Source organism: Marinicellulosiphila megalodicopiae (genome assembly GCF_045862395.1).
In the GTDB taxonomy this organism is placed as follows: Bacteria; Pseudomonadota; Gammaproteobacteria; order Pseudomonadales; family Natronospirillaceae; genus Marinicellulosiphila; species Marinicellulosiphila megalodicopiae.
On record NZ_AP023087.1, the window covers coordinates 3,990,748 to 4,013,259 of the forward strand.

Sequence of the window (22,512 nt, forward strand, 5' to 3'; positions counted from 1 at the left end):
AGTTCTTATTTTTCTGCTTTTAATAATTTTTTTACATTTAAAGTCAGTTCATCAATTTTGCGCAATCTCGCTATGAGTTTACGCCATGATTTGTTATCGCTTAAAGGTAATCCTGAGGAATATATTCCTGGCTCACTAATGGACTTAGTTACCATTGCTTGTCCAGTAAAATGGCAATTATCTGCTATATCTAAGTGTCCTGCAAATCCACACTGTCCTGCTATTGTGCAATTTTTACCAATTTTGGTCGACCCTGCTATTCCTGATTGTCCAGCTACGGCAGTGTTTTCGCCAATAAATACGTTATGAGCAATGTGCACTAAATTATCAATAATCACATTATTTGAAATGATTGTCGCACCAATTGCACCACGATCAATACTGCAATTGGATCCAATTTCAACATTATTGCCAATTTGCACTGTGCCATTTTGATATATTTTTTGCCAACCATTCTCTGTAGGAGCAAAACCAAAACCGTCACTACCAATCACTGTACCCGAGTGTATCAAACAATGTTCACCGATTTTACAATTGTGATAAACGCTCACATTTGACTTAAGTATACTGCCTTTAGCAATGTAACTATGTGCATTTATCACACTACCAGGCCATACCTGACAATCGTCTTCAAGTACAACATCTTCTTCAATCACAGCATTAGCACCAATATAGACACGCTCTCCTAATTTTGCACTAGGGGAAACAAAAGCGGTTGGGTGAATATGAGATTGTACTGATGAACCAGTTTTTGGTACCGTAGAAAACAGTCTTGATATTTTTGCATAAGCAAAATAAGCCCGCTCAACTTTAATAATAATGCCATTAAAGTTAGGGGCCTGTAATTGATTAGAAATGATTAGCGCTTTGGCTCGACAATTTTGAATGTCGGTTAAATATTTAGCGTCACTTATAAATGTGATGTCATTTTCATTTGCATCTAAACAGGTCGATAAAGCGGTAAAACTGATGTCTTCCGCCGATTCATTTAAATTTAATGATAACGCGTCAATTTGCAATTCACTGCAAATACTCGAAAGCTTTACATTCATAACACCACCTATCTATTTTAATTATTGGGTAGCTTTTTGTGACTCTAGTTGTGCTTTTAATTGCTCGTAACTTGCTGCAGTTAACTCATCAAATTTCTTAAGCACATCTGTTGAAATATTTAAGTTTTCATTTACATGCAACAGATTATTACCATCAAACACTAAGTCTAATTGCTTCTCTTTCACTACTAATTCTAGCGCAGAACTATAAACTGAACCGAATTGTTGTGAAAAGCTTTGTGTGAAATTTGCATACAATTGTTGTTGCTGCTGTTGTAACACTTGAATATCGTATTCTTTTTGTTTCATTTCTTGCTGCATAACTTGCAATTCTTGGTCGGTTGCAATGCCTTGCTCATTTTTATACGTTTTTTGCATTTCTTGCAGTTCAGCAATTAATTCATTGCCTTTTTGTTCGATTTTACGGTTTTGAGCTTCAATACTTGGCTTATACAGTTTTGCTATAGCACTTTGCTCGAACAATACTTCTTGGAACATATACCCAATGGTTAATTGCTCCATTTGCATCGATTTTTGCGCATCGTTAAGCTCCACTGCTTGAGCTGCACCAGTAACTGTTAATACAGTCGCCATAAACCATAATTTAATTAATTTCATTATTTATTTCTCCAAAAAATTTACTTAATTTAATACGCGCCACCTAAACCAAACACAAAGTTTCTAAATTGATCACCGTCTTGCTTGTTAATAGGAAACGCGTAAACAAACGCTAAAGGAAACGGCCCTAGTTGCCACGTCAATGACGCGCCATATGAACCTCTCAATTCTTCAAAATTGACTTTTGTCATACAGGTTGTATTTCCATCTACACAATCTTGATTAAATACATTACCAAAATCAATAAATAATGAGGTTCTTGTAGAAGACTCATCTATTAATGGGGTTGGAATCAATAGCTCTAACCCAGCTTTAACTAATATATTTCCACCAAGTGGCGTACCACCAACTGTTGAGGTAATTCCATCAACGCTCACTGTTGATAATGAGGTTTTAGGACCTAACGAGTTTTGATTATACCCTCTGACCGTACTCATACCACCTGCTTTAAACGTCTTATAAAATGGAAACAAATCTTCATCTTTATAAGTTTGACCATATGCCAAACGACTGTGGGCACGTAATGAATATTTGCTATTAAATTTAAAGTATTTTTGACCATTATAACTTAATGAAAAATATTCAATATCGCTACCAGGCACCGTTGAATAGAATGATAAGCTCTGAGACATACCATCATCAGCGAGTAAAGCACCGTTTACTGATGAATAACTATAAGAAGCTCTTAAGTTAAATGTTTTGATATTATCATCATATAAATCAACAAAATTTCTAATTTCAACAGCGGGCAAATTGGTATATAAATCGGTATTAGTAATAGAAGCATTAAAATTCAAACGCTCAAATTCGCTGATTGGATAACCCCAACCTAAACCAAAATCAACTGAGTTAAATCCATAACTACCTGCTGAAATATTTGAATAATCTTTCTTAGATAAATCAAAATTAATTGAGCGACTGCCGCCTGTTTTTGTAAAGTAGGGATCACTATAAGAAATCGAAGTAGAGCTTGCACCTTCACTCCAAGTTAAATCGGTTTTTAAACTTTTACCGGTTCCTAAAAAGTTGTCTTTGGAAAATTGGAAACCAAACTCAACGTCCCCTCCTGGCTGCCAAGCTAATTGAGCTTGAATATTACCAATGAACATTTCTTCCACTTTAATGACAATATCGATTAAATCCTGCCTACCTGGTACAGGCTTTGGAATGATTTGAGCAGATTTAAAAAAACCTAATGCCTGAATACGAGCTTGTGAGCGATTGATTGAAGCACGCGTAGCAATGGTTCCCTCTAACTGGCGAAACTCTCTTCGAACGACTTCATCTAATGTGGTTGTATTTCCCTGTACTTCAATTCTTCTTACGTAGGTTTTAGGGCCAGTTTCAACAAAAAGCACTACGTCAACCTGCTTTGTCACCTCATCAACAATTGTATTATGTCGAACACTTGAATAATAATAACCATACCTGTCTAATAAACTTTGGATACGCTGAATATTTAAATCGATTTGTCGTTGAGAATAACTCCAACCTTTGGTGTATGTGACCAAATTATTGATGCTGTCATCAAGTCCTTGTAAGTCTCCAGCAACTGTAACTTCATCTAAATAAAATATTTCGCCTTCATCAATGTTCACAATTAACGTGACGAAGTTTTTATCTTCACTTAACATAATTTGATGAGATTCAACATCAAAATTTAAATAGCCATTATTTAAGTAGAAAGAACGTAATGCTTCTAAATCCGCACGAAATAATTGACGATTAAATTTAGATTTAGAATTAAACATTTGAACCAACGGATTATCACTAACGCTTCTTTGAGTTAAAACCTCTAATAATTCGTCGTCATGAAATTTGTTATTACCAACAATTTCTATGTGATCAATTTTAACGCTTGGCCCTTCGTATATATCGATTTTTAAATCAATTCGATTGTGTGGTTTTGGTACGATCAACACATTCACCTCTGCGTTATATCGCCCTTGTAATGCATATTGACTCGCAAGTTCTGCTTCAATTTCTGATACAGTTGAGCGTTTAAGAATTTCACCCTCTCTTAAACCAACGCCATTCATGCCCTGCTCTAATCCTTCAGTAGGAATCAATGAATTACCATCAATTGTAATACTGGCGATCATCGGTCGCTCAATCACTTTTACAATAAGATTGGTGTTATCCCAGCCTATTTTGATGTCTTCAAAATTACCTGTTGAATATAATCGACGTATTGCTTGTGAAATCATACTTGAATCCACGTCATCGCCTTTTGAGAAATTTAGTGCATTGTAAATTCCGCCTTGAGACAATCGTTGCAATCCATCAATTTTAATATCACCCACAACTTGAGCCTGTGCCATTGTACAAACAATACTCAACACACTTATTAATAAAATTTTCAATTTAATCATTTAACAACCATTATAAATATCTAAACAGATCATTGGTTATGGCAACAGCCATCACACTGACCACAATCAACAGACCTATCTTTTTAAATCGTATTTGCCAACTTTCAGAGAGTGGCTTTCTACGAATAAGTTCAATTGTATCAAATAAAACATTTCCGCCATCAAGCATAGGAATAGGTAATAAGTTAATGACACCTAACGAAATACTCAAAATGCCAAGCAAGGATAAAAAACTTAAAAACCCAGATTTTGCAGCTGAACCCGATGCATTAGCCATGGTTCCTGGCCCACCCAGATTATCTAAGCCCAGATCGCCTTTTATTAATTTTACAATCGAGATGACATTAAACTTAATCATTTCCCAAGTATACTTAAAACTATATAAAGCAGATTCAAAAATGGTTAAATTTTGCTCAATAATATGACTGTATTCTAAGGCATTGGATTGTACCTGAACTCCTATCAAATAGGGGGAATGTTTCTTGGTTTCATCGCGCTTTGGACGCAATATTAAATCAATTTCATCCCCATCCCTTAATACAGTCCAATCGATTGAATCGCCTTGCGCGATTGCCATTCGCCATTGTGCATCACTGGTTATTGGAACACCGTTAATTTTAATCCATCTATCACCAGCTTGCATACCCGCGATGTGAGCAGCACCTGGATTAATTGTTTGCGCAAAAACTTGATAGCCCACATCAGTTTGAATAAGACCTAGTTGAGAAATCACACTAACAGCTGACTGAACGTCTAATTGATCAATATATAATTGACCAGATTTCAACTCTCCATTGTACTCATACTCTAAATTCACTGTACTTGATTGACCTGCAAACCTATACAAATACAAGCGAAATTCACGTAACGTTTCAAAGGATTTACCATCAAATGCTGTGATTGTAATACCACTTGGAATTCCTGCGTTTGCAGCAATAGAATCTGGCACGACCTCGTTAAAATGCAAATCTTGCTGAGCAATTGGATGGGTAAAAATCAACGCATACAGTAAATAAGCCAATATAAAATTAAATAACGGCCCAGCTAATGAGATTGCAATGCGTTTAATGGGCGGTAACGTGTCGTAATAACGCTCACCTTCTTTTAATTCAATGGGTAAATTGTTGCTGTCTTTTTCTTGGCTTCCTGCCATTCTGACAAACCCACCTAATGGAATGGCCGATATTACAAATTCCGTGTCTTTTTTATTGCGCCATTTAATAAGTTTTTGACCAAAACCCACGCTAAATGTGATGATTTTTACTTTGAATAATCGGGCAATTAAATAGTGCCCCCATTCGTGAAAACTCACCAATATCAGTATGGCAACAACAAAAAACAAGATATTCCACAACATGATTACATTCCTTTAATGATGTTAATGGCTTCTGTTCTTGCAAGGACATCGACTTGCATTAATTGATCAATACTGACCACTTCATCATTTTTAATGTTACTCATGGTTTGTTTCACTACTTTTGCAATATCTAAAAATGCGATGTTATTATTTAAAAAGGCATCAACCGCCTCTTCATTGGCTGCATTTAAAATGGCAGGCATAATGCCACCCTGGGCAAATGCTTGTTTGGCAAGCGCTAGACATTCAAATCGAGATTCGTCTGCTTGATCAAAGGTTAATTGATTAATTTGGAAAAAATCCAAAGGTTCAACGCCCGATTCTATTCGCTCAGGATAACTCAAACCATAAGCAATCGGTGTTCGCATATCAGGATTACCCATCTGCGCAATCACGCTACCATCGGCATAAGACACCATCGAATGAATAATTGATTGTGGATGCACAACCACTTGAACATCTTCAACTTTTAAATCAAACAACCAACAGGCTTCAATTAACTCTAAGCCTTTATTCATCAAACTTGCAGAATCGACGGATATTTTTTGACCCATCGACCAATTTGGATGCGCAACCGCCTGCTCTGGCGTGACATTTTCAAGCTGTTGTTGGGAGAATTTCAAAAACGGACCGCCTGATGCGGTCAGTAATATTTTTTTAACCCCTTGCCCAGACTTTCCTTGCTGGTAATCAAAAGGTAACGATTGAAAAATCGCATTGTGTTCGCTATCAACAGGCAATAACGTGGCGCCGTATTTTTTAACTGCCGACATAAATAATTGACCGCTGATCACTAGCGATTCTTTGTTAGCCAATAATACTCGCTTACCCGCGCATACTGCAGCGTAAGACGATTGTAATCCTGCTGAACCGACAATGGCCGCAACCACGGTATCTGCAATAGGATCTTTAGCTATTTGAATCAATGCGTCTTCGCCTGTTAATACTTCAACAGTTGAATCGTTCATTGCTTCTTTTAATGTTAACGCACTTTGCTCGTCACTCATCACCACCACTTTTGGCTGAAAACGCTGAATAATTTCATGCATTTTCTGCCAATTTTTGTGACCGCTGACGCTGTGTAATTGGTATTTTTCGGGATGACGCTCAATAATATCTAACGTACTGGTCCCGATTGAACCGGTTGCACCTAACAAGCAAATGGTTTTCATTTAACAAACATCGGAATAAATAAAACGAAAAAAGGGACGGCAGCCAATAAGCTATCAACACGATCCATGACACCGCCGTGCCCTGGCAATAATTGACTGCTGTCTTTAATGTTTTCATGACGCTTAAGCAGGCTTTCAAACAAATCACCCACAACAGAAAACAAGACAATCACGGCTGACATAACAAATAATAAACCCCAATCCATTACACTGTAATTGGATTGGTCAAATAAACAAAACGCGGCGATCACTGAAAAGATCATGGCTGTTAGCATTCCGCCATACACGCCTTCCCATGTTTTTTTAGGGCTGACTTTTTCTGCTAATTTGGTTTTACCAAAATGACGACCCGCAAAGTAAGCACCACTGTCTGCGCCCCACACCAAAAACATTAACCATACTAAGTAGTATTCAGCATCGTCACCCATGTTTTTAAGCATAACCAAACCAATCCACATAGGGATAATAGCGAACACACCGATAATTAAGCGCGCTGATTTTGCCCGCCAAAACAATTTAAATTTAGGAAAGCACAACACACAAATAAGCGCTAACACCCACCAAATAATGGCAAGGCGTAATGTCCACGTACGTGAAGCGTCATCATCACCATAGCGAAGGGTCATATAACCAAATAACACAATCGCAATTGCGTAACCCACTCTTACAAAACTAGATTTAAAACCACTTAACTTTGCCCATTCCCAGCTAGCAAGCGCAGCAATAAGCATAATAAAATAAGGGAAATACATTGGGGATAAAAAGAAAATACCCACAATCATCAATGGCGCAAGGACCATTGCCGTTAGTACTCGTTGTTTAAGCATGTTTAGAATTCTTATATAATTAGTTATTTTTCTTTTGAAATTTGATCGTCTGTTTTACCGAATCGGCGTACACGATTTTCATATGCATCCATGGCTTTTTGTAGATCTGCTTTACCAAAATCAGGCCAAAGCACATCAGTGAAATAAAACTCACTATAAGCAAATTGCCATAACAAGAAATTACTAATACGCATCTCATTTGCAGTTCGAATACATAAATCAGGCTCCGGTAAATCACCTAATTGAATATATTGCTGTAAATGGGCTTCTGTAATATCTTGAGGCTCTAACTTGCCATCTTTAACTAATTGCGCCACTTTTTGAGTTGCATTAACGATATCCCATCTGCCGCCATAGTTAGCGGCAATGGCTAATATCAAACCTGTATTGTTTTGAGTTAACGCTTCGGCTTGTTTGACGTGTTGCTGGATTTTTTCATTAAAGCCAGACACATCGCCAATAATTTTCAAGCGGATATTGTTTTTATGCAGTTTTTTGACTTCACGCTGCAAGGCCATTAAAAACAATTCCATTAATGCACTGACTTCATCTTTTGGGCGCTTCCAATTTTCACTAGAAAACGCAAACAACGTCAGTACTTCAACACCTTGATTTGCACAAAATTCAACACTTTCACGCACGGCTTTTTGGGCGGCTTGATGCCCAGCAATGCCACCTAAAAATTTCTTTTTGGCCCAGCGGTTATTGCCATCCATAATGATCGCAATATGTTTTGCACAAGATTTAGTCATACTTCGCTCGATATCTTTAAAACAAAAAAAGGCCGAAGTATCTTCGGCCTTTTAACAAACGGTTTTAAACCGTTAACAGTTGTGTTTCTTTTTCAGCTAAACGCTTATCGATCGTTTCAATAAATGTATTGGTCATTTTTTGAATTTGATCTTCAGCTGCGTGCGCTTCATCTTCAGTGATTTCTTTATCTTTCAATAAGTTTTTCACATCAGTGTTCGCTGCTTTACGTACGTTACGTACAGAAATACGACCGTTTTCAGCTTCTGCTTTTGCATCTTTGATGTAGTTTTTACGCGTTTCTTCAGTCAACATTGGCATAACTAAACGAATCGTCTCACCACTTGTTTGAGGATTTAACCCAAGATCTGATTTCATGATCGCTTTTTCAATCGCCACTACCATTGGTTTTTCCCAAGGTGTAATCGTTAACGTACGACCATCCTCAACACCAATGTTTGCTACAGCAGAGATTTCAGTTTGCTGTCCGTAATAGTCCACTGTAATTGGATCTAAAATACTTGGATTAGCACGACCGGTACGGATTCGCTTAAACGCATTTTCTAGCGCTTCAATTGAGCGATCCATTTTTACTTTTGTTTGGTCAAAAATTTCATTTAACATTATCAATTGTCTCCAGCATTGTGGTGCCAACTGATCGATCAGTTATGACTTTTACAAGTGCACCTGGTTCATTCATATTAAAAACACGTACTGGCATATTGTGATCACGTACTAAACAAATAGCCGTTAAATCCATTACACCTAATTTTTTCTCTAATGCTTCGTTATAGGTTAATTGCTCATACCTAACCGCTTTAGGATTTTTGCGTGGATCACTATCGTAAACGCCATCCACATTGGTTGCTTTAAACACAACATCTGCATCGATTTCAATACCGCGTAAACACGCAGCAGAATCGGTAGTAAAGAATGGATTACCTGTGCCCGCAGCAAAAATAACCACTTCACCTTTAGATAAATGACGCATAGCTTTACGACGATCGTAATCGTCTACAACACCTGTCATTGAAATAGACGACATTACTACAGTTGCAATATTAGATCGCTCTAACGCATCACGCATAGCAATAGCATTCATAACGGTAGCTAGCATACCCATGTGATCGCCGCTTACACGATCAAGACCCGCATCACTTAACTCTTTGCCGCGAAATAAATTTCCGCCACCAATTACTAAACCGATTTGGATACCAATTCCAACTAACTGACCAATTTCAATCGCCATTCGATCCAAAACCGCTGGATCGATCCCAAAACTCTTGCTGCCAGCTAATGCTTCGCCGCTAAGTTTCAGTAAAATTCTTTTATATTTGTTTGTACTATCCGCAGTATTAGCCACTACTCATCCTCTTAAAAAAGTCAGATAATAAAAGAGAGCGCAAGGCACTCTCTTTAATTTGCATTATTATGCAATATTTTTCAGCTTGCGAAAAGCAAAAAGGATTATACGCCTGCTGCTGCCGCTGCTACTTCTGCTGCAAAATCTACAACTTCAACTTCAATACCTTCACCCACTTCAAAACGGATGAATGATTCGATTGTTGCATTCGCTTTTTTAGCCAATTGACCGATTTTAACATCTGGGTCTTTAACGAAAGCTTGTTCAGTTAAGCTGATTTCTGCTAAGAATTTCTTGATACGACCAACCATCATTTTTTCAATGATTTCTGCAGGTTTTCCAGAATCTTCAGATTGAGCACGAACTACTTCTTTTTCACGCTCTAAAACGTCTTCAGACACATCTTCAGGGTTTAAGAATTGTGGATTTGAAGCTGCGATATGCATAGAAATATCTTTCGCTAACTCAGGTGTACCGCCAGTTAATACTGTAACCGCTGCGATTTTTGCGCCGTGAGTATAAGCTGATACAACATCACCTTCAACATACTCAATACGACGTACAGAGATGTTTTCACCGATTTTTTGAACTAATTCTTCACGTGCTTTTTCTAAGTCGCCAGCCATTAATGCCGCAACATCAGTTTGCTTAGTTTCAAACGCTTTCTCAGCAACTAAGTTAGCAAACCCTAAGAAGTTAGCTTCACGTGCTGCAAAGTCAGTCTCAGAGTTAACTTCTACAATAATTGCAGATTTGTTATCATCAGCGATTTTAACAACAGCGATACCTTCTGCCGCTGTACGACCAGATTTTTTCGCTGCTTTTAAGCCAGACGCTTTACGCATGTTATCAATTGCAGTTTCGATGTCGCCTTCAGCTTCTTTCAAAGCTTTTTTGCATTCCATCATACCAAGACCAGTACGGTCACGTAATTCTTTAACTAGGCTCGGAGTAATTGCCGCCATCGTTATATTCCTCTATTTAAAATGTAAAAAGGGGAGCGAATGCCCCCCATCTGAAATCAAAAAACTATTAGTTAGCTTCTTTAACTTCTACGTATTCTTCAGCACTTTGATCACGAGCTTCTAAAACAGCGCCGCTTACAGCTTCTAAGTAAATTTCGATTGCGCGAATCGCGTCATCGTTACCAGGAATTACGTAATCAACACCATCTGGGTTGCTGTTAGTATCAACAACACCAAATACAGGAATACCTAATTTGTTAGCTTCGTTAATAGCGATTCTTTCATGATCCGTATCGATTACGAATAATGCGTCAGGTAAACCACCCATATCTTTAATACCACCGATAGAGTTTTCTAATTTTACCATTTCACGTTGACGAGTTAATGCTTCTTTCTTAGTTAGCATTTCAAACGTACCGTCTTTTTGTTGTGATTCTAAATCACGAAGACGTTTGATTGATTGACGAATAGTTTTGTAGTTCGTCAACATTCCGCCTAACCAACGGTGTGCAACATAAGGCATACCAGAACGTTCAGCTTCTTTACGAATGATTTTGCTTGCAGAGCGCTTAGTACCAACAAATAAGATTTTGTTCTTAGCAGTCGCGATTTTCTTAACTTCTACTAATGCATTGTTTAATGCAGGAACAGTGAATTCTAAGTTGATGATATGGATTTTGTTACGAGCACCAAAGATGTACTGGTCCATTTTAGGATTCCAGTAACGAGTTTGGTGACCAAAGTGAGCACCCGCTTTAAGCAAGTCACGCATAGATACAGTCATAATATTCTCTTTTAAAATTGAGCGCTAATGCACTCTGGGTTAGGCCTCTGAACACCCCATTTTCCAACCTATTTATTAAAAAGGCACCCAGAAAAATGTGTCGATGAACGTGAGTATTTAAAACACACCATTATTGATGCGCGATTTTTTGACAAAGCGATCAAACCACTTTATCTCCTGATATTTTCAGGGCGCGTTTTATACCATATTTGCTAAAAATTTAAAAGGTTTTCGTGTTTTCCGAAGTCAAAAATGTGCTTTTTGATAAAAATAGGCAAATTACGTAAAAGCTTGTTAATTTTTCCATCTCATTTGCTACACTTTATTTCGAATAAAACCGATGAAATATAGGTATTTTTCATCCCCACAGGTGCATTTAGGTTTTTAGTCAGTACAATAGCTGGCAACTTATCTATATCTTAACTGCCTGATCTTTTTATGCTCAATTTTCAAGCATTTACACACTTAATTAGGAGACTTTTATGTCTGACTCAAACAACGCATTAAAAACTGAATTAGAAACAATTAAACACGGCCTATTTTTGATGAGTAGTGTTGATCGTGGTCGCGCACTTTCTACTCACGAAACTGACGATTTAATTGAAGCGTTACGCAAAAATGTTGAAACGGCTTTACAGCTAGCAAAATAAATCTTAGCTAACCACACCTTTCCAACAACAGAAGACAATTCAATGAACGAAGTGCTCATGTTGAAAGTAACTGGCGATGACCAACTTGGTCTAACCAGTTCACTAACAACAATTCTTGCCCAAGCCAATATTACGATTTTAGATATTGGCCAGTCTGTCATTCATGACCAAGTATCACTTGGCATGCTTTTAAAATTCCCCGAAAGCGAAGATGTGTCTAATACGATTAAAAACGTATTATTTTGCGCACACGAACTTGGCATAAGAGCAGTGTTCACTCCTGTTTCTTCAGATAGCTACGAACAATGGGTTAGCCAGCAAGGTAAAGATCGATTCATTTTAACTTTACTTGGCAGACAACTTTCAGGCTCAAATATTGCCGCGGTTTCTAAAGTCATTAGCCACCAAGGTTTAAACATTCAGGACATTACTCGCCTGACTGACAGACAACCGTTAGAGCTTCCAAACAATGAAAGCAAATCTTGTATTGAGTTTTCATTACGTGGCCTACCTAACAACCCAGACCAATTGCGAGCAGAGTTTTTAGAGATTTGCGCCGAGCATAATGTAGACATCGCCTTTCAAGAAGACAACGTTTACCGCCGAAACCGTCGTTTAGTTGCCTTTGATATGGACTCAACCTTAATTGAAGCCGAAGTTATTGACGAATTAGCAAAGGAAGCCGGTGTTGGCGAACAAGTGGCCCACATTACCGAAATGGCAATGCAAGGTAAGCTTGATTTCAACGAAAGCTTCAAACAACGTATGGCACTTTTAAAAGGATTGGATGAGTCCGTGCTTGCAAAAATTGCTGATCGCCTGCCGATTACTGAAGGCGCTGAACGATTAATCCGCACACTAAAACAATACGGTTATAAAACGGCTATTTTATCTGGTGGTTTTAATTATTTTGGAAAACACCTTCAACAGAAATTTGGTATCGATTACGTTTACGCAAACGAGCTTGAAATAAAAGACGGCAAAGTAACAGGTAACGTGATTGGCCAAATCGTTAATGGCGAACGCAAGGCTGAATTACTAAAAGAAATTGCCGAAAAAGAAAATATTCGAATTGAACAAACCATTGCAGTTGGCGATGGCGCAAATGACTTACCTATGTTGAGCCTTGCAGGCTTAGGTATTGCATTTCGCGCTAAAAGTATCGTTGAGCAATCGGCTAAACAATCCATTTCCACATTAGGCTTAGATGGCGTACTTTACCTTCTAGGTTTTAAGGACCAAGACATTATTTAATATGCTAGATCTCAATGCACTTTCCCAACTTAAAGATTTAAAATCAGCACTTCATGAAGATACAAAATTTTCCCAAGGCACCGTTATGGGTAGCTTTGGCAGATATGGATTTGTTCAAAATGAAAAAGAACGCATCTATTTATCTTCAGAACAAATGTCACTTACACTGATTGATGACACCATCGAATACAGCGTGACAGAAGTTAATGGAAAGCAAAACGCAATTGTTGAAAGTATTGTTAAAAGCAAACTTAAAGAATTGATTGGTAAATACGTCATTAAAGGCAAAGGGCATTTTGTTGAAGCGCTGGACAGCCGAATTCAAACCCGTATTTATATTCCTGAAACCCTAAGAAACAAAGCAGTGGAAAACGACATTGTTCGCATCAAAATTAGCAAACACCCGTTTAAATCTGAAGGCAATACACAGGCTAAAATCACAGAAATTTTAGGCAATCTGTCTGATGCTGGCATTTGGCACAAAGCCTCAATTGCACATTACGAATTAAATACGCCAACTGATTTAACCGATGACGAGCAAAAACAATACTTATCCACATTTGAATCAACCGTACATTCAAGAAAAAATAACAACCAAGATTTAACTCATTTGGATTTTTTCACAATTGATTCACAATCAAGCAAAGATTTAGATGATGCAATTTGTGTAGAAAAATCAAATGACAAATATACATTACACATTGCCATTGCTGACCCAAGTGCGTTAATTAATAGCGATGACATACTTTACAAACAAGCATTAGAATCTTGCACCAGCGTATATTTACCGGGCAAAACCATTCCAATGCTGCCTTCTTTTATTAGCAATACATTATGCTCGTTATTACCTAACGAAGAACGCCTAGCATTTGTCGTCACATTTGAATTTGATGACACCTTTAAGTTAATCGACAGTTCAATTTCTTCAAGTGTCATTCAGTCAAAAAGACAATACAGCTACGATGAAGCTGATACATTAATAGACAGCGACAAAAACTTATCTGTATTAAAAGAAATTACCGATTCATTTTTTGAGAATCGCTCAAACAATGAAATCATCATGCAACAATCTAACGATTATCAATTTAATTTAAATGATGATTTAACTTTAGATAAAATCACAATCAAACCTATTTCAGCAAGCGCCAAAATGATTGAAGAATGCATGGTTTTTTCAAATAAATGGATCGCATCTTTTCTAAATAAACACGATTTGGGTTTATTTATTAGCCAAGCAGGTTTAAGAAATAACGCAAAAGCACAGGCCATTGAATTTCTTAATGAAAATATCACTGACTTTTCTGAAGAAAAACTAAGCGAGCCTAGCTACTTTACACAATGCTTTAATCAACTAACTCACAAGCAACAGCTTTGCATTCAAAAACGCCTAGACCGCTCCGAGGTCACCACTAAAAGCGCAAATCACTGGGCAATGGGTATTGAGCAATACTGCACTTTCACTTCACCCATTCGTAAAGTGAATGATTTTATTAATCACCAATTTTTACATCATATCATTAATAAAAAAGCAAAACCCTTTGTAGATAAAAACATACTTGCGCAACTTAATTCACAAACAAGAAATGCAAGACAGGCATCAAACCAAGTTGAAAATCAAATTAGAATTGACTCAATCGCTGATGATGAAATATTTGACGCGACAATCAATCACGCAACACCGGGTAGTATTATCTGCCAAATAACATCTATCGGTGGACAATGCCAATACAATTTAAGAAAAGTTAAAACTGCATTTAACCCTTTAGATTTCAGCCACACCATTAAGAAAACAACTTACAATCTTAATGATGAAGTCCAAGTTAAAATCACCAAAAAGGACAGTTTTTCAGGTATTTTAGAATGCGTTATTATTGAAAACGATGAATAAATTAACCGCTCAATGCTTTGAACATTTCGAAAAATTAGAACATGCTTTAAACGCATTGAGCAATATTCAAAATTCGACCAATCAATTTTACATCCCTGAATCACTTCAACACACATCCATTAACAACCAGTTAAATGATATTTACTACCAAAGCGAAGGTGATGGCCGTTTATCAAAAAGCTACTGGGGATTAGTGGGTGTAGATTCTAAAACGATCTTAAAACTAGAAACAATAAACACACTAAAAAAAGCATTTCAAACTTCAGTCATTGCTTTAAAAACATCCAATGAAAATGACTGGATGAATATTTACCAAAATATCAATTCGCGGCCGAGTATTATTAAACAATCCTTTAATCTTGCTGATCTTTCCAGATTACATCTAAAACAAACCTACAGACAAATACCTATTTTACGGGCACAGCCGTCAAAAGTTTCGTTTAGTTGGTACAGCTCAGGGCGTTCAATAAAACGCCTCACCAAACAGCAAGTACTCGAGAAATTACTAAACTTAGGTGAAGATAAAATCCATATTCAGATGCAAATAAACAATCTTTTAAGTGTCGATGATTCTCATTTTGCTCAGATTCAAACCCAAGCCCCACTAATTAGAACCAACATACTTTTTCCGGACCAACAGACTCAAGCTATCAACACTTCATTGCCTATATTTTTTGATTTAAGTGATCCTGATCATTTTCCGTATGTATCCGAATTACCTGAAACCCCTTCTTTAAAAAGAACAAGAAAAGTTCGTAGTGACAGTAAAATTCAAACAGACATCTTTTTACAAAGCTTAAGAATCCATCGTTATAATGTATAAATTTTAAGCAAAAAAAACCCGCTAAAAGCGGGTTTTTTATAACTGAATTTAATTAATCAGCATCACGAACTAAACGTATACGACCAGAGAATCCTACAGGGTTGGTTGATGAACGACCATCCCTAAAGTTAACTCCCCAAGTGTATAAGTTATCATAACTCAAGCTTGAATCACTCCAGTAGAAGTTACCATCAGCAAGTTTGGTTTTATTTCCTGTTTTAACTACCGGAGTTGGGAATGCTACTTTATCCAACATCCAAATACCGGTAATTAAATTCTCTTTTTCAGGTGCATTATCGTAAGTTCTAATTGGGGAACGACTTAAATAACCACAAGGCTCACGAACCACATCGTTCTCACCAGGGAAGGTACCATTTAAAAGAGCAACTCTTGTTACGTATACACTAAAGTCAGTCAACACCTCACTCTCCAGTGCATCCATACCTTCAATTTGTGTAATATTATCACCTGCTAAAAATTGATCTAAATCATCTAAGCTTGATAATTCTATAATATCTAAGAAGTTATCCACCTCAATATTAATTTTTCGGATGATATGATTTTGCTCTTTGATATCTTTTAATGCATCTTCTTTTGTACGCACGATTGTATCTTCGGTTATTTCAAGCTCTAACAGGATTTGTGCTTTTTGCAACTCAACAGCAGCAGCTAGACGACCTTCACGATCTAATTTAGCTACTCGAAGTTCTTCATCCCTTAACACTCTTTGTGAATTATAATCATTGATGATTCCTGATTTTTTAGCACCAAGACTCAACTCATTTTTATAATAGTCACGCTTTAAACTTCTCAAACTTGTTTCAGAAGCAAACATTTTTTCGATTTCTGCATTAGTTTGAGACGCGATTTCACGCTCTAATTCACTGATGATTTTTGCTTTCTCTGCAGCGTGTTTATTTAAAAATTCGGTTAACTCATTTTTACGTTTCACTTCTTCAGTAATTAAAGAAATATCACCTTCTTTTTTATCGTAAACTTTTTCATAGAATGCGATCACACCTTTCACAGCGTCTAATTCAGTCTTTTTATCGACAATATCAGATGTCGTTCTTTGTGCTTTTGCATCTTTAAGGTCACTTTTTAGCTTACGAATCAATTTAACTTTATCTTTAAATTCAGACTCAACAGCTGCGATGATATCTTTATGTTTAGCACGCTCTTCAGCTTGAGCGGCAACATTTTTTTCAAGTAAGTCATCGACTTCAGCAATATTTGCTTCTAATTCATCTTTTTCTTTTTGCATTAAAAGCTGCAAAGTAGTCACAGCTGAAGCTGCTGCATCTTTTTGTGCTTGCGTCTCAGCTTTAAGATTTTTAATATCATTTTCTAGTTTTTTATCTAAATCAGCCAGCTGCTTTTTATAAGCTTCGATGTCAGCTTTATTTTCAGAAATAATTTCTTCACGCTCAGCTTCAATTTCTTTTATCTCATCATTTGCGCGACCAATATTTCTAATTCTTAAATCGGCGTAATCTCTTAGTGCCTCTTTAAGATCTTTGTTTTCTTCTTCTTCTAAATAAGCAATTTCATTTGGAGTTAATTTTGAGCAATAACGCAATGAACGTAACTCTTCGATTGAAGGCATTCTCCAGTCAGTTAATCCGGCTACATTAATATCACTTTGACCACGATTAATTACTGGCGCAACTCCTTCGATGTATTCGTATTTTATTGTTTCGTTTTTCCCTTCACATAATGATTCTGCTTGGTTCCAAACTTCACCCAATGAACAACGCATCCACTCTAATTTTGTTTCTTTATCTAATACAACACTTCCATTGTATTTATATTCATAACGCTCGGCTGGCGGCGTTTGATTATTCGAATCACAACTAGATAACAAACCAGCACTTACTGAAACAAGTAATGCAGTTTTGAAAAATTTAGCTTGCATGTTTTTACCTCTTAGCTTGTTCGCAAACAAGCCTATCATTTTTTGTAGAGGCCACAATGTGACCTCAAATATTTACAGACGATTATTTAACCGCACCACTTGTTAGACCAGAGATCATTTGCTTAGACGCTACCATAAACACAACAATAAGCGGCAACATTGATAAGAAAGACCCTAAAATAACTGCACCCCAAGGAGTGTTTGGTGTACCTTGCATCGAGCGCACCATTGTAATAATTACTTCTTTTTGATCTTGTAATATTACTAGCGGCTGTAAGAAGTTATTCCATAAAAATACGAACTGTATGATTGCTAACGTTGCTAATGCAGGCTTCAACAATGGCAGAACAATTGTAAAATAAATTCTAAATTCTGCGGCACCATCTAATTTAGCAGCTTCAATTAAATCAACAGGAATTGACGCTACTACATATTGACGCACAAGGAAGATTCCCATTGGCGCAATAGTAAACGGAATCCAAACTGCAAATAAAGTATTGTTAAGACCTAATAATTGTACGATCAAAAAGTAAGGAATTAAACTTAATACAGGTGGGATCATCATCGATAACAACATAATTGCAAAAAAGACATTTCGACCTTTAAACTTATATACCGCTAATGCATAACCACACATTGAACAAAATAATAAAGAAACTAGGGTACCTAATACTGAAACAATTGCACTGTTTGAAATACCGCGCCAAAAATTAATTCGGTCAAGTAACACGTCATAGTTAGCCATAATATCAATGCCTAATGATAATGAGACTCCCAAACTTGAAATACCTTCACGATCATGAGTAGATAATACAATCGAATAAATAAATGGAAAAATAGTTGTGATTGCAAATACTACTAAGAATGCTAAAACACAGTACTTTAAAAATGTATAAATGCTTTTTTGAAAAAGCCCGCTTTCAAAAATATTCATTATTGACCCTCTTGTAACCCTTCACGACCAAATAGGAAGAAGTAAATTGCTGTGAATGTCGCAATTACCGCAAATAAAATCCACGAGATAGCCGCAGCCATACCCATTGCTTGCTGTTGCCAAGCAACACGGAATAAATAGTTAGAAATTGTCATACCTTTATCAGTAGCACTTTGTAATCCATTTGTTAAAACAAATGGCTCATCAAATAAATTCATGTTACCAATAATTGTCATGGTTACACCAAAGAAGATGAAAGGTTTTAAAAGTGGCAATGCGATTTGAGTAAAACGTTGGAATGTATTTGCACCGTCAATTTTCGCAGCTTCATACAAATCTGTTGAGATTGTAGCCATACCTGCAGAATAAATTACGATGTTAAAACCTAAGTACTTCCAGAAGACAACCATTGAAATCGAATATTGGATCACGCTATTAGCACGAACCCATTGGATAGGGTAATCAGGATCAAACCAAGTAAAAAATGGAGCTGTTAAAGACCAATCATGGAATACAGTGATTGTGCTGTTGATAATACCGCTGCCTTGGAACATCATGAAGAAAATCATGGATACTGCAACAGTAGAAGTAATGTATGGTAAGAAGTAAGCGGAAGTAAACCAATGACGAGCACGCTCTCCTAATTGAACTAAAATATACGCCATCGGAATAGCAAATAAATGCTGCGGCACGCCCGACATAACCGCCATACACAAGGTGTTCCACATTGAGCCATATAATAATGGATCAGTAAAAGCTTTCACGTAATTCTCAGTACCGACGAATTGCATTGCCCCCATACCTTCAGATGGATTCCAATCTTGAAAAGACAAAAATACCATGAAGAATAGTGGGAATATCCCAAAAATACCGTAAAGAATCATCCACGGTGACAAAAACCAATATGGAGTCCCGTCAGATAATATTTTTTTGAGTTTATTCGGGGCTGGAATTTCCAGCTGCGATACATCAGAACCCTGAGTACCAATTCCAGGATTTCTACTCATATGTTTCTACCTATGTTAATTGTTAATGAATGACTTTTTGAACATGAAAAAAAGCCCTAGAGATTCTAGGGCTTTGATCATATGAGGTTAAATATTAACGCATACGTTTTTGTAATTGTTGTGCAGCATCTTTAAGTGCTTCATTAACGTCACGACCGTCAGCTAATACTTCTTGTAAAGCAGTGTTTACAACTAAAGTTTCAGCGATGTTGTCGTATGCACCTGGTTGTACAGGGATTACGTTGTTAGCGATTTCAGAGAATAATGCACGAGCATTTTGGCCACGTAAGAAGTCGATTTCTTCTTCAAACATTTCGTTAGCATGTACAGTTTTGTTAGCTGGGAACATTGCCCACTCATCAAATGCTGCTAATTGAGCTTTTGGAGAGATCATGTATTCAATTACGTTCCAAGCAGCTGCTACGTCTTTAGACTGAGTTGGGATTGCAGCAAAAGTACCACCCCAAGTTCCGTAGATACCGTTAGGTAAGTTAGACGCACCCCATGAACCTTCAGTATCAGGAGCGATCCAGCCTTGTAAATGACCTAACATCCAAGCGCCTTGGATCTCCATAGCAAACGTGCCTTCTTTAAAGCCGTTATACCAATCGTCATTCCACATACCAGTGTTAGCATCTAAGCCTTCTTCACGAAGTTGCTTAGCCATGTTGAAAGCGAATTTGAAACGATCGTTTTCGATTAATACTTCATTGTTAGGACCAGTATAGATACCGTTACCAGCTTCAACTGTTCCGTAAATGATTGAACGAGCGATGCCGTCAGCGTTAGATACTAAGTATACGCCGTAATCATCACGCAATTCACGACCGTATGCTAACCAAGATTCCCAAGTAGCCATTACTTCGTCAACATCATATCCGATGTCTTCCATGTAATCGCGACGGTAGAAAGCAACACCTGGACCTAAATCAACAGGAACAGCGATTTGCTGACCTTTTTCGTTTTGACCTTGCTTAACAGCGAAATCAACCATGTTTTTTTCAAATGGTGCGAATTTAGATGTTAAATCCATTAAACCACCACCGTTGATGTAACCACCAACCATACCAGTATCAACAAGAACCATATCCGCTGCACCAGAACCTGTTGCTAAGTTCAAAGTAAGCTTGTTGTGGTGTCCGCCCCAGTCGTTTGCATTGTGCTTGTAGTCACCAGCTGCTTTAGTGATGTCTTTTTTAAAATCTTCAAAATAGTTACCGTAATCACCGTATACGTCTACTGTGATTGCTGCTTGAGCTGAAGTTGCTACTACTACTAAACCTGCAGCTGCTACTGCTGCACTTAATGTTTTCTTAAGATTCATTGGAATCTCCTATTAGTTTGCTGAGAAAATTAACCAGTTAGACTCAATGCCCAACGGCTCTTTTTTACTTCACTCTTTACGAGCTTATTATTGATTGCACTTGAAAGGCATTTCTACCCTCCCCCTAAACCACCTTCATGGCCGTACAATCTTGAAACGCTTCACATGGATATTAACCAACATCGTGATTCACGATTTCTGGCAAGTTCAATCGAACCTGTCCGAATACACATCATTATCACCTATTTTTAAACAAAACCTCAAATTTTTTTTCGAAGACGTTCAGTTTAGATTTAGGTTCATGTACTTTATTTATTGAATTTTTCCAGAAAAAGACTACATTTATTAATATTTTGTGACCCAATTCATCATTTCTTAACAATTCAACAAAATATAATTATTTACTTTTACAATTCATTTGAATTTTATTTTCATAAAAAACATATTTTTTTATGCAAGATTTTGCATTTAACCCTCAATTGCACCAAAGGACATCAATCTTTTATAGCGTTTTTCCAATAATTCTTCTTCGCTCATATTTGTAAATGTATCGTAATTGGATATTAACTCTGCTTTGATCGACTCTGCCATTGCCTGATGATTTCTATGAGCGCCACCTAACGGTTCCTCAATAACATTTTCCGCCAAACCTGCCTCTTTTAAATGTACAGATGTAATCCCCATAGCCTGTGCAGCATCGGATGCTTTTTCAGCAGTTTTCCACAAAATTGACGCACATCCTTCTGGAGAAATAACCGAATACGTTGAGTATTCAAGCATATTTAAGTGATCACACACACCAATTGCTAACGCACCACCGGATCCACCTTCTCCAATTACTGTTGAAATGATCGGTGTTTTTAAAGAAGACATTTTCAATAAGTTATAAGCAATCGCCTCAGATTGACCACGCTCTTCCGCTTCTAAACCAGGATATGCACCCATCGTATCGATAAATGTAAATACAGGTAAATTAAAACGCTCTGCCGTTTGCATCAATCTTAATGCTTTTCGGTAACCTTCTGGTTGTGGTGAGCCAAAGTTTCTTTTGACTTTCTCTTTGACGCCACGACCTTTTTGATGGCCGATCACCATAACTGGCTTCCCATTCAAACGAGCCGTTCCGCCCATGATCGCAGCATCATCACCAAAGTGACGATCACCGTGTAATTCATCAAAATCTGTAAAGATCATATTGATATAATCTTCAGTGTACGGACGCTGTGGATGACGACTCAATTGAGAAATCTGCCAAGGCGTTAAATTTGAAAAGATGTTTTCAGTTAACTTTGTAGATTGATTACGCAACTTGGTGATTTCTTCACCAATGTTTAAATTATTATCGTTACCTACCAGACGTAACTCTTCAATCTTTCCTTCAAGCTCAGCAATCGGCTGCTCAAATTCTAAATAATCTGGATTCATACTGTACCTTCTATGTAAATGACGTAAAAAAT

At 37.1% G+C, this 22,512-nt stretch carries 20 protein-coding genes; 4 read left to right on the plus strand and 16 right to left on the minus strand.

Going from position 1 to position 22,512, the window contains the following annotated elements; translation table 11 throughout:
- Window positions 1-5: 5 nt before the first annotated feature.
- The 11 genes from lpxD to rpsB form a co-directional block, all read right to left on the minus strand.
- Window positions 6-1,052: a UDP-3-O-(3-hydroxymyristoyl)glucosamine N-acyltransferase gene (gene lpxD, locus TYM08_RS17195; protein ID WP_422380382.1), complete on the minus strand. Its 1,047-nt coding sequence runs from the start codon at window positions 1,050-1,052 to the stop codon at window positions 6-8.
- Between the two features lie 21 nt (window positions 1,053-1,073).
- Entirely contained in the window at window positions 1,074-1,670 is a 597-nt protein-coding gene (locus TYM08_RS17200) for an OmpH family outer membrane protein (RefSeq protein ID WP_422380383.1), read from the minus strand.
- 29 nt (window positions 1,671-1,699) lie between these two features.
- Window positions 1,700-4,042 (minus strand): outer membrane protein assembly factor BamA, encoded by a 2,343-nt coding sequence (bamA, locus tag TYM08_RS17205; RefSeq protein WP_422380384.1) that lies wholly within the window; start codon window positions 4,040-4,042, stop codon window positions 1,700-1,702.
- Window positions 4,043-4,052: 10 nt separating this feature from the next.
- Entirely contained in the window at window positions 4,053-5,399 is a 1,347-nt protein-coding gene (gene rseP, locus TYM08_RS17210) for an RIP metalloprotease RseP (RefSeq protein WP_422380385.1), read from the minus strand.
- A gap of 2 nt (window positions 5,400-5,401) precedes the next feature.
- A complete protein-coding gene (gene ispC / locus TYM08_RS17215) occupies window positions 5,402-6,571 on the minus strand; it encodes a 1-deoxy-D-xylulose-5-phosphate reductoisomerase (RefSeq protein WP_422380386.1) in 1,170 nt (389 codons plus the stop codon).
- Window positions 6,568-7,398 carry a phosphatidate cytidylyltransferase gene (locus TYM08_RS17220; protein ID WP_422380387.1) on the minus strand — a complete coding sequence of 277 codons (831 nt, stop codon included), beginning with the start codon at window positions 7,396-7,398 and terminating at the stop codon, window positions 6,568-6,570. Before TYM08_RS17220 ends, ispC begins: the two co-directional genes overlap by 4 nt.
- A gap of 23 nt (window positions 7,399-7,421) precedes the next feature.
- On the minus strand, window positions 7,422-8,150 hold the full coding sequence (locus tag TYM08_RS17225) for an isoprenyl transferase (RefSeq protein WP_422380388.1): 729 nt from the start codon (window positions 8,148-8,150) through the stop codon (window positions 7,422-7,424).
- 64 nt (window positions 8,151-8,214) lie between these two features.
- Window positions 8,215-8,772: a ribosome recycling factor gene (gene frr, locus TYM08_RS17230; protein ID WP_422380389.1), complete on the minus strand. Its 558-nt coding sequence runs from the start codon at window positions 8,770-8,772 to the stop codon at window positions 8,215-8,217.
- On the minus strand, window positions 8,762-9,511 hold the full coding sequence (gene pyrH, locus TYM08_RS17235) for a UMP kinase (RefSeq protein WP_422380390.1): 750 nt from the start codon (window positions 9,509-9,511) through the stop codon (window positions 8,762-8,764). Before pyrH ends, frr begins: the two co-directional genes overlap by 11 nt.
- Before the next feature lie 104 nt (window positions 9,512-9,615).
- Window positions 9,616-10,476, minus strand: a complete 861-nt coding sequence (tsf, locus tag TYM08_RS17240; RefSeq protein WP_422380391.1) for a translation elongation factor Ts — start codon at window positions 10,474-10,476, stop codon at window positions 9,616-9,618.
- 67 nt (window positions 10,477-10,543) lie between these two features.
- Window positions 10,544-11,263: a 30S ribosomal protein S2 gene (gene rpsB / locus TYM08_RS17245; protein WP_422382844.1), complete on the minus strand. Its 720-nt coding sequence runs from the start codon at window positions 11,261-11,263 to the stop codon at window positions 10,544-10,546.
- Window positions 11,264-11,742: 479 nt separating this feature from the next.
- Here rpsB and TYM08_RS17250 point away from each other — a divergent pair, with 479 nt between their 5' ends.
- From TYM08_RS17250 to TYM08_RS17265, 4 genes are read left to right on the plus strand one after another with little or no spacing between them, the layout of a single operon-like run.
- Entirely contained in the window at window positions 11,743-11,910 is a 168-nt protein-coding gene (locus TYM08_RS17250; protein ID WP_422380392.1) for a hypothetical protein, read from the plus strand.
- Window positions 11,911-11,952: 42 nt separating this feature from the next.
- Window positions 11,953-13,164: a phosphoserine phosphatase SerB gene (gene serB, locus TYM08_RS17255; RefSeq protein WP_422380393.1), complete on the plus strand. Its 1,212-nt coding sequence runs from the start codon at window positions 11,953-11,955 to the stop codon at window positions 13,162-13,164.
- Window position 13,165: 1 nt separating this feature from the next.
- The gene (locus tag TYM08_RS17260) at window positions 13,166-15,052 is read left to right on the plus strand and encodes an RNB domain-containing ribonuclease (protein WP_422380394.1); all 1,887 of its coding nucleotides are present in this window, start codon (window positions 13,166-13,168) and stop codon (window positions 15,050-15,052) included.
- Window positions 15,045-15,875, plus strand: coding sequence for a hypothetical protein (locus TYM08_RS17265; protein WP_422380395.1), 831 nt, complete (start codon window positions 15,045-15,047; stop codon window positions 15,873-15,875). Before TYM08_RS17260 ends, TYM08_RS17265 begins: the two co-directional genes overlap by 8 nt.
- Before the next feature lie 52 nt (window positions 15,876-15,927).
- Here TYM08_RS17265 and TYM08_RS17270 read toward each other — a convergent pair whose 3' ends face one another.
- From TYM08_RS17270 to TYM08_RS17290, 5 genes are all read right to left on the minus strand, one after another.
- Window positions 15,928-17,790, minus strand: coding sequence for a DUF1566 domain-containing protein (locus TYM08_RS17270; protein WP_422380396.1), 1,863 nt, complete (start codon window positions 17,788-17,790; stop codon window positions 15,928-15,930).
- An 82-nt stretch (window positions 17,791-17,872) separates the two neighbouring features.
- Complete coding sequence (locus TYM08_RS17275; RefSeq protein WP_422380397.1) at window positions 17,873-18,724, minus strand: carbohydrate ABC transporter permease; 852 nt, start codon at window positions 18,722-18,724, stop codon at window positions 17,873-17,875.
- The gene (locus TYM08_RS17280) at window positions 18,724-19,731 is read right to left on the minus strand and encodes a carbohydrate ABC transporter permease (RefSeq protein ID WP_422380398.1); all 1,008 of its coding nucleotides are present in this window, start codon (window positions 19,729-19,731) and stop codon (window positions 18,724-18,726) included. Before TYM08_RS17280 ends, TYM08_RS17275 begins: the two co-directional genes overlap by 1 nt.
- Before the next feature lie 94 nt (window positions 19,732-19,825).
- Complete coding sequence (locus TYM08_RS17285) at window positions 19,826-21,055, minus strand: ABC transporter substrate-binding protein (RefSeq protein WP_422380399.1); 1,230 nt, start codon at window positions 21,053-21,055, stop codon at window positions 19,826-19,828.
- A gap of 468 nt (window positions 21,056-21,523) precedes the next feature.
- Window positions 21,524-22,480, minus strand: a complete 957-nt coding sequence (locus TYM08_RS17290; RefSeq protein ID WP_422380400.1) for an acetyl-CoA carboxylase carboxyltransferase subunit alpha — start codon at window positions 22,478-22,480, stop codon at window positions 21,524-21,526.
- Window positions 22,481-22,512 lie beyond the last annotated feature (32 nt).

What these genes read in the sequence shown, in the direction of transcription:
- TYM08_RS17200 (WP_422380383.1), bottom strand. Translation starts at nt 1,670, where the DNA reads ATGAAATTAATTAAATTATGGTTTATGGCGACTGTATTAACAGTTACT.
- TYM08_RS17275 (WP_422380397.1), bottom strand. Translation starts at nt 18,724, where the DNA reads ATGAATATTTTTGAAAGCGGGCTTTTTCAAAAAAGCATTTATACATTT.
- ispC (WP_422380386.1), bottom strand. Translation starts at nt 6,571, where the DNA reads ATGAAAACCATTTGCTTGTTAGGTGCAACCGGTTCAATCGGGACCAGT.
- bamA (WP_422380384.1), bottom strand. Translation starts at nt 4,042, where the DNA reads ATGATTAAATTGAAAATTTTATTAATAAGTGTGTTGAGTATTGTTTGT.
- TYM08_RS17270 (WP_422380396.1), bottom strand. Translation starts at nt 17,790, where the DNA reads ATGCAAGCTAAATTTTTCAAAACTGCATTACTTGTTTCAGTAAGTGCT.
- TYM08_RS17220 (WP_422380387.1), bottom strand. Translation starts at nt 7,398, where the DNA reads ATGCTTAAACAACGAGTACTAACGGCAATGGTCCTTGCGCCATTGATG.
- tsf (WP_422380391.1), bottom strand. Translation starts at nt 10,476, where the DNA reads ATGGCGGCAATTACTCCGAGCCTAGTTAAAGAATTACGTGACCGTACT.
- TYM08_RS17290 (WP_422380400.1), bottom strand. Translation starts at nt 22,480, where the DNA reads ATGAATCCAGATTATTTAGAATTTGAGCAGCCGATTGCTGAGCTTGAA.
- TYM08_RS17225 (WP_422380388.1), bottom strand. Translation starts at nt 8,150, where the DNA reads ATGACTAAATCTTGTGCAAAACATATTGCGATCATTATGGATGGCAAT.
- TYM08_RS17250 (WP_422380392.1), top strand. Translation starts at nt 11,743, where the DNA reads ATGTCTGACTCAAACAACGCATTAAAAACTGAATTAGAAACAATTAAA.
- TYM08_RS17265 (WP_422380395.1), top strand. Translation starts at nt 15,045, where the DNA reads ATGAATAAATTAACCGCTCAATGCTTTGAACATTTCGAAAAATTAGAA.
- serB (WP_422380393.1), top strand. Translation starts at nt 11,953, where the DNA reads ATGAACGAAGTGCTCATGTTGAAAGTAACTGGCGATGACCAACTTGGT.
- TYM08_RS17280 (WP_422380398.1), bottom strand. Translation starts at nt 19,731, where the DNA reads ATGAGTAGAAATCCTGGAATTGGTACTCAGGGTTCTGATGTATCGCAG.
- TYM08_RS17285 (WP_422380399.1), bottom strand. Translation starts at nt 21,055, where the DNA reads ATGAATCTTAAGAAAACATTAAGTGCAGCAGTAGCAGCTGCAGGTTTA.
- TYM08_RS17260 (WP_422380394.1), top strand. Translation starts at nt 13,166, where the DNA reads ATGCTAGATCTCAATGCACTTTCCCAACTTAAAGATTTAAAATCAGCA.
- lpxD (WP_422380382.1), bottom strand. Translation starts at nt 1,052, where the DNA reads ATGAATGTAAAGCTTTCGAGTATTTGCAGTGAATTGCAAATTGACGCG.
- rseP (WP_422380385.1), bottom strand. Translation starts at nt 5,399, where the DNA reads ATGTTGTGGAATATCTTGTTTTTTGTTGTTGCCATACTGATATTGGTG.
- frr (WP_422380389.1), bottom strand. Translation starts at nt 8,772, where the DNA reads ATGTTAAATGAAATTTTTGACCAAACAAAAGTAAAAATGGATCGCTCA.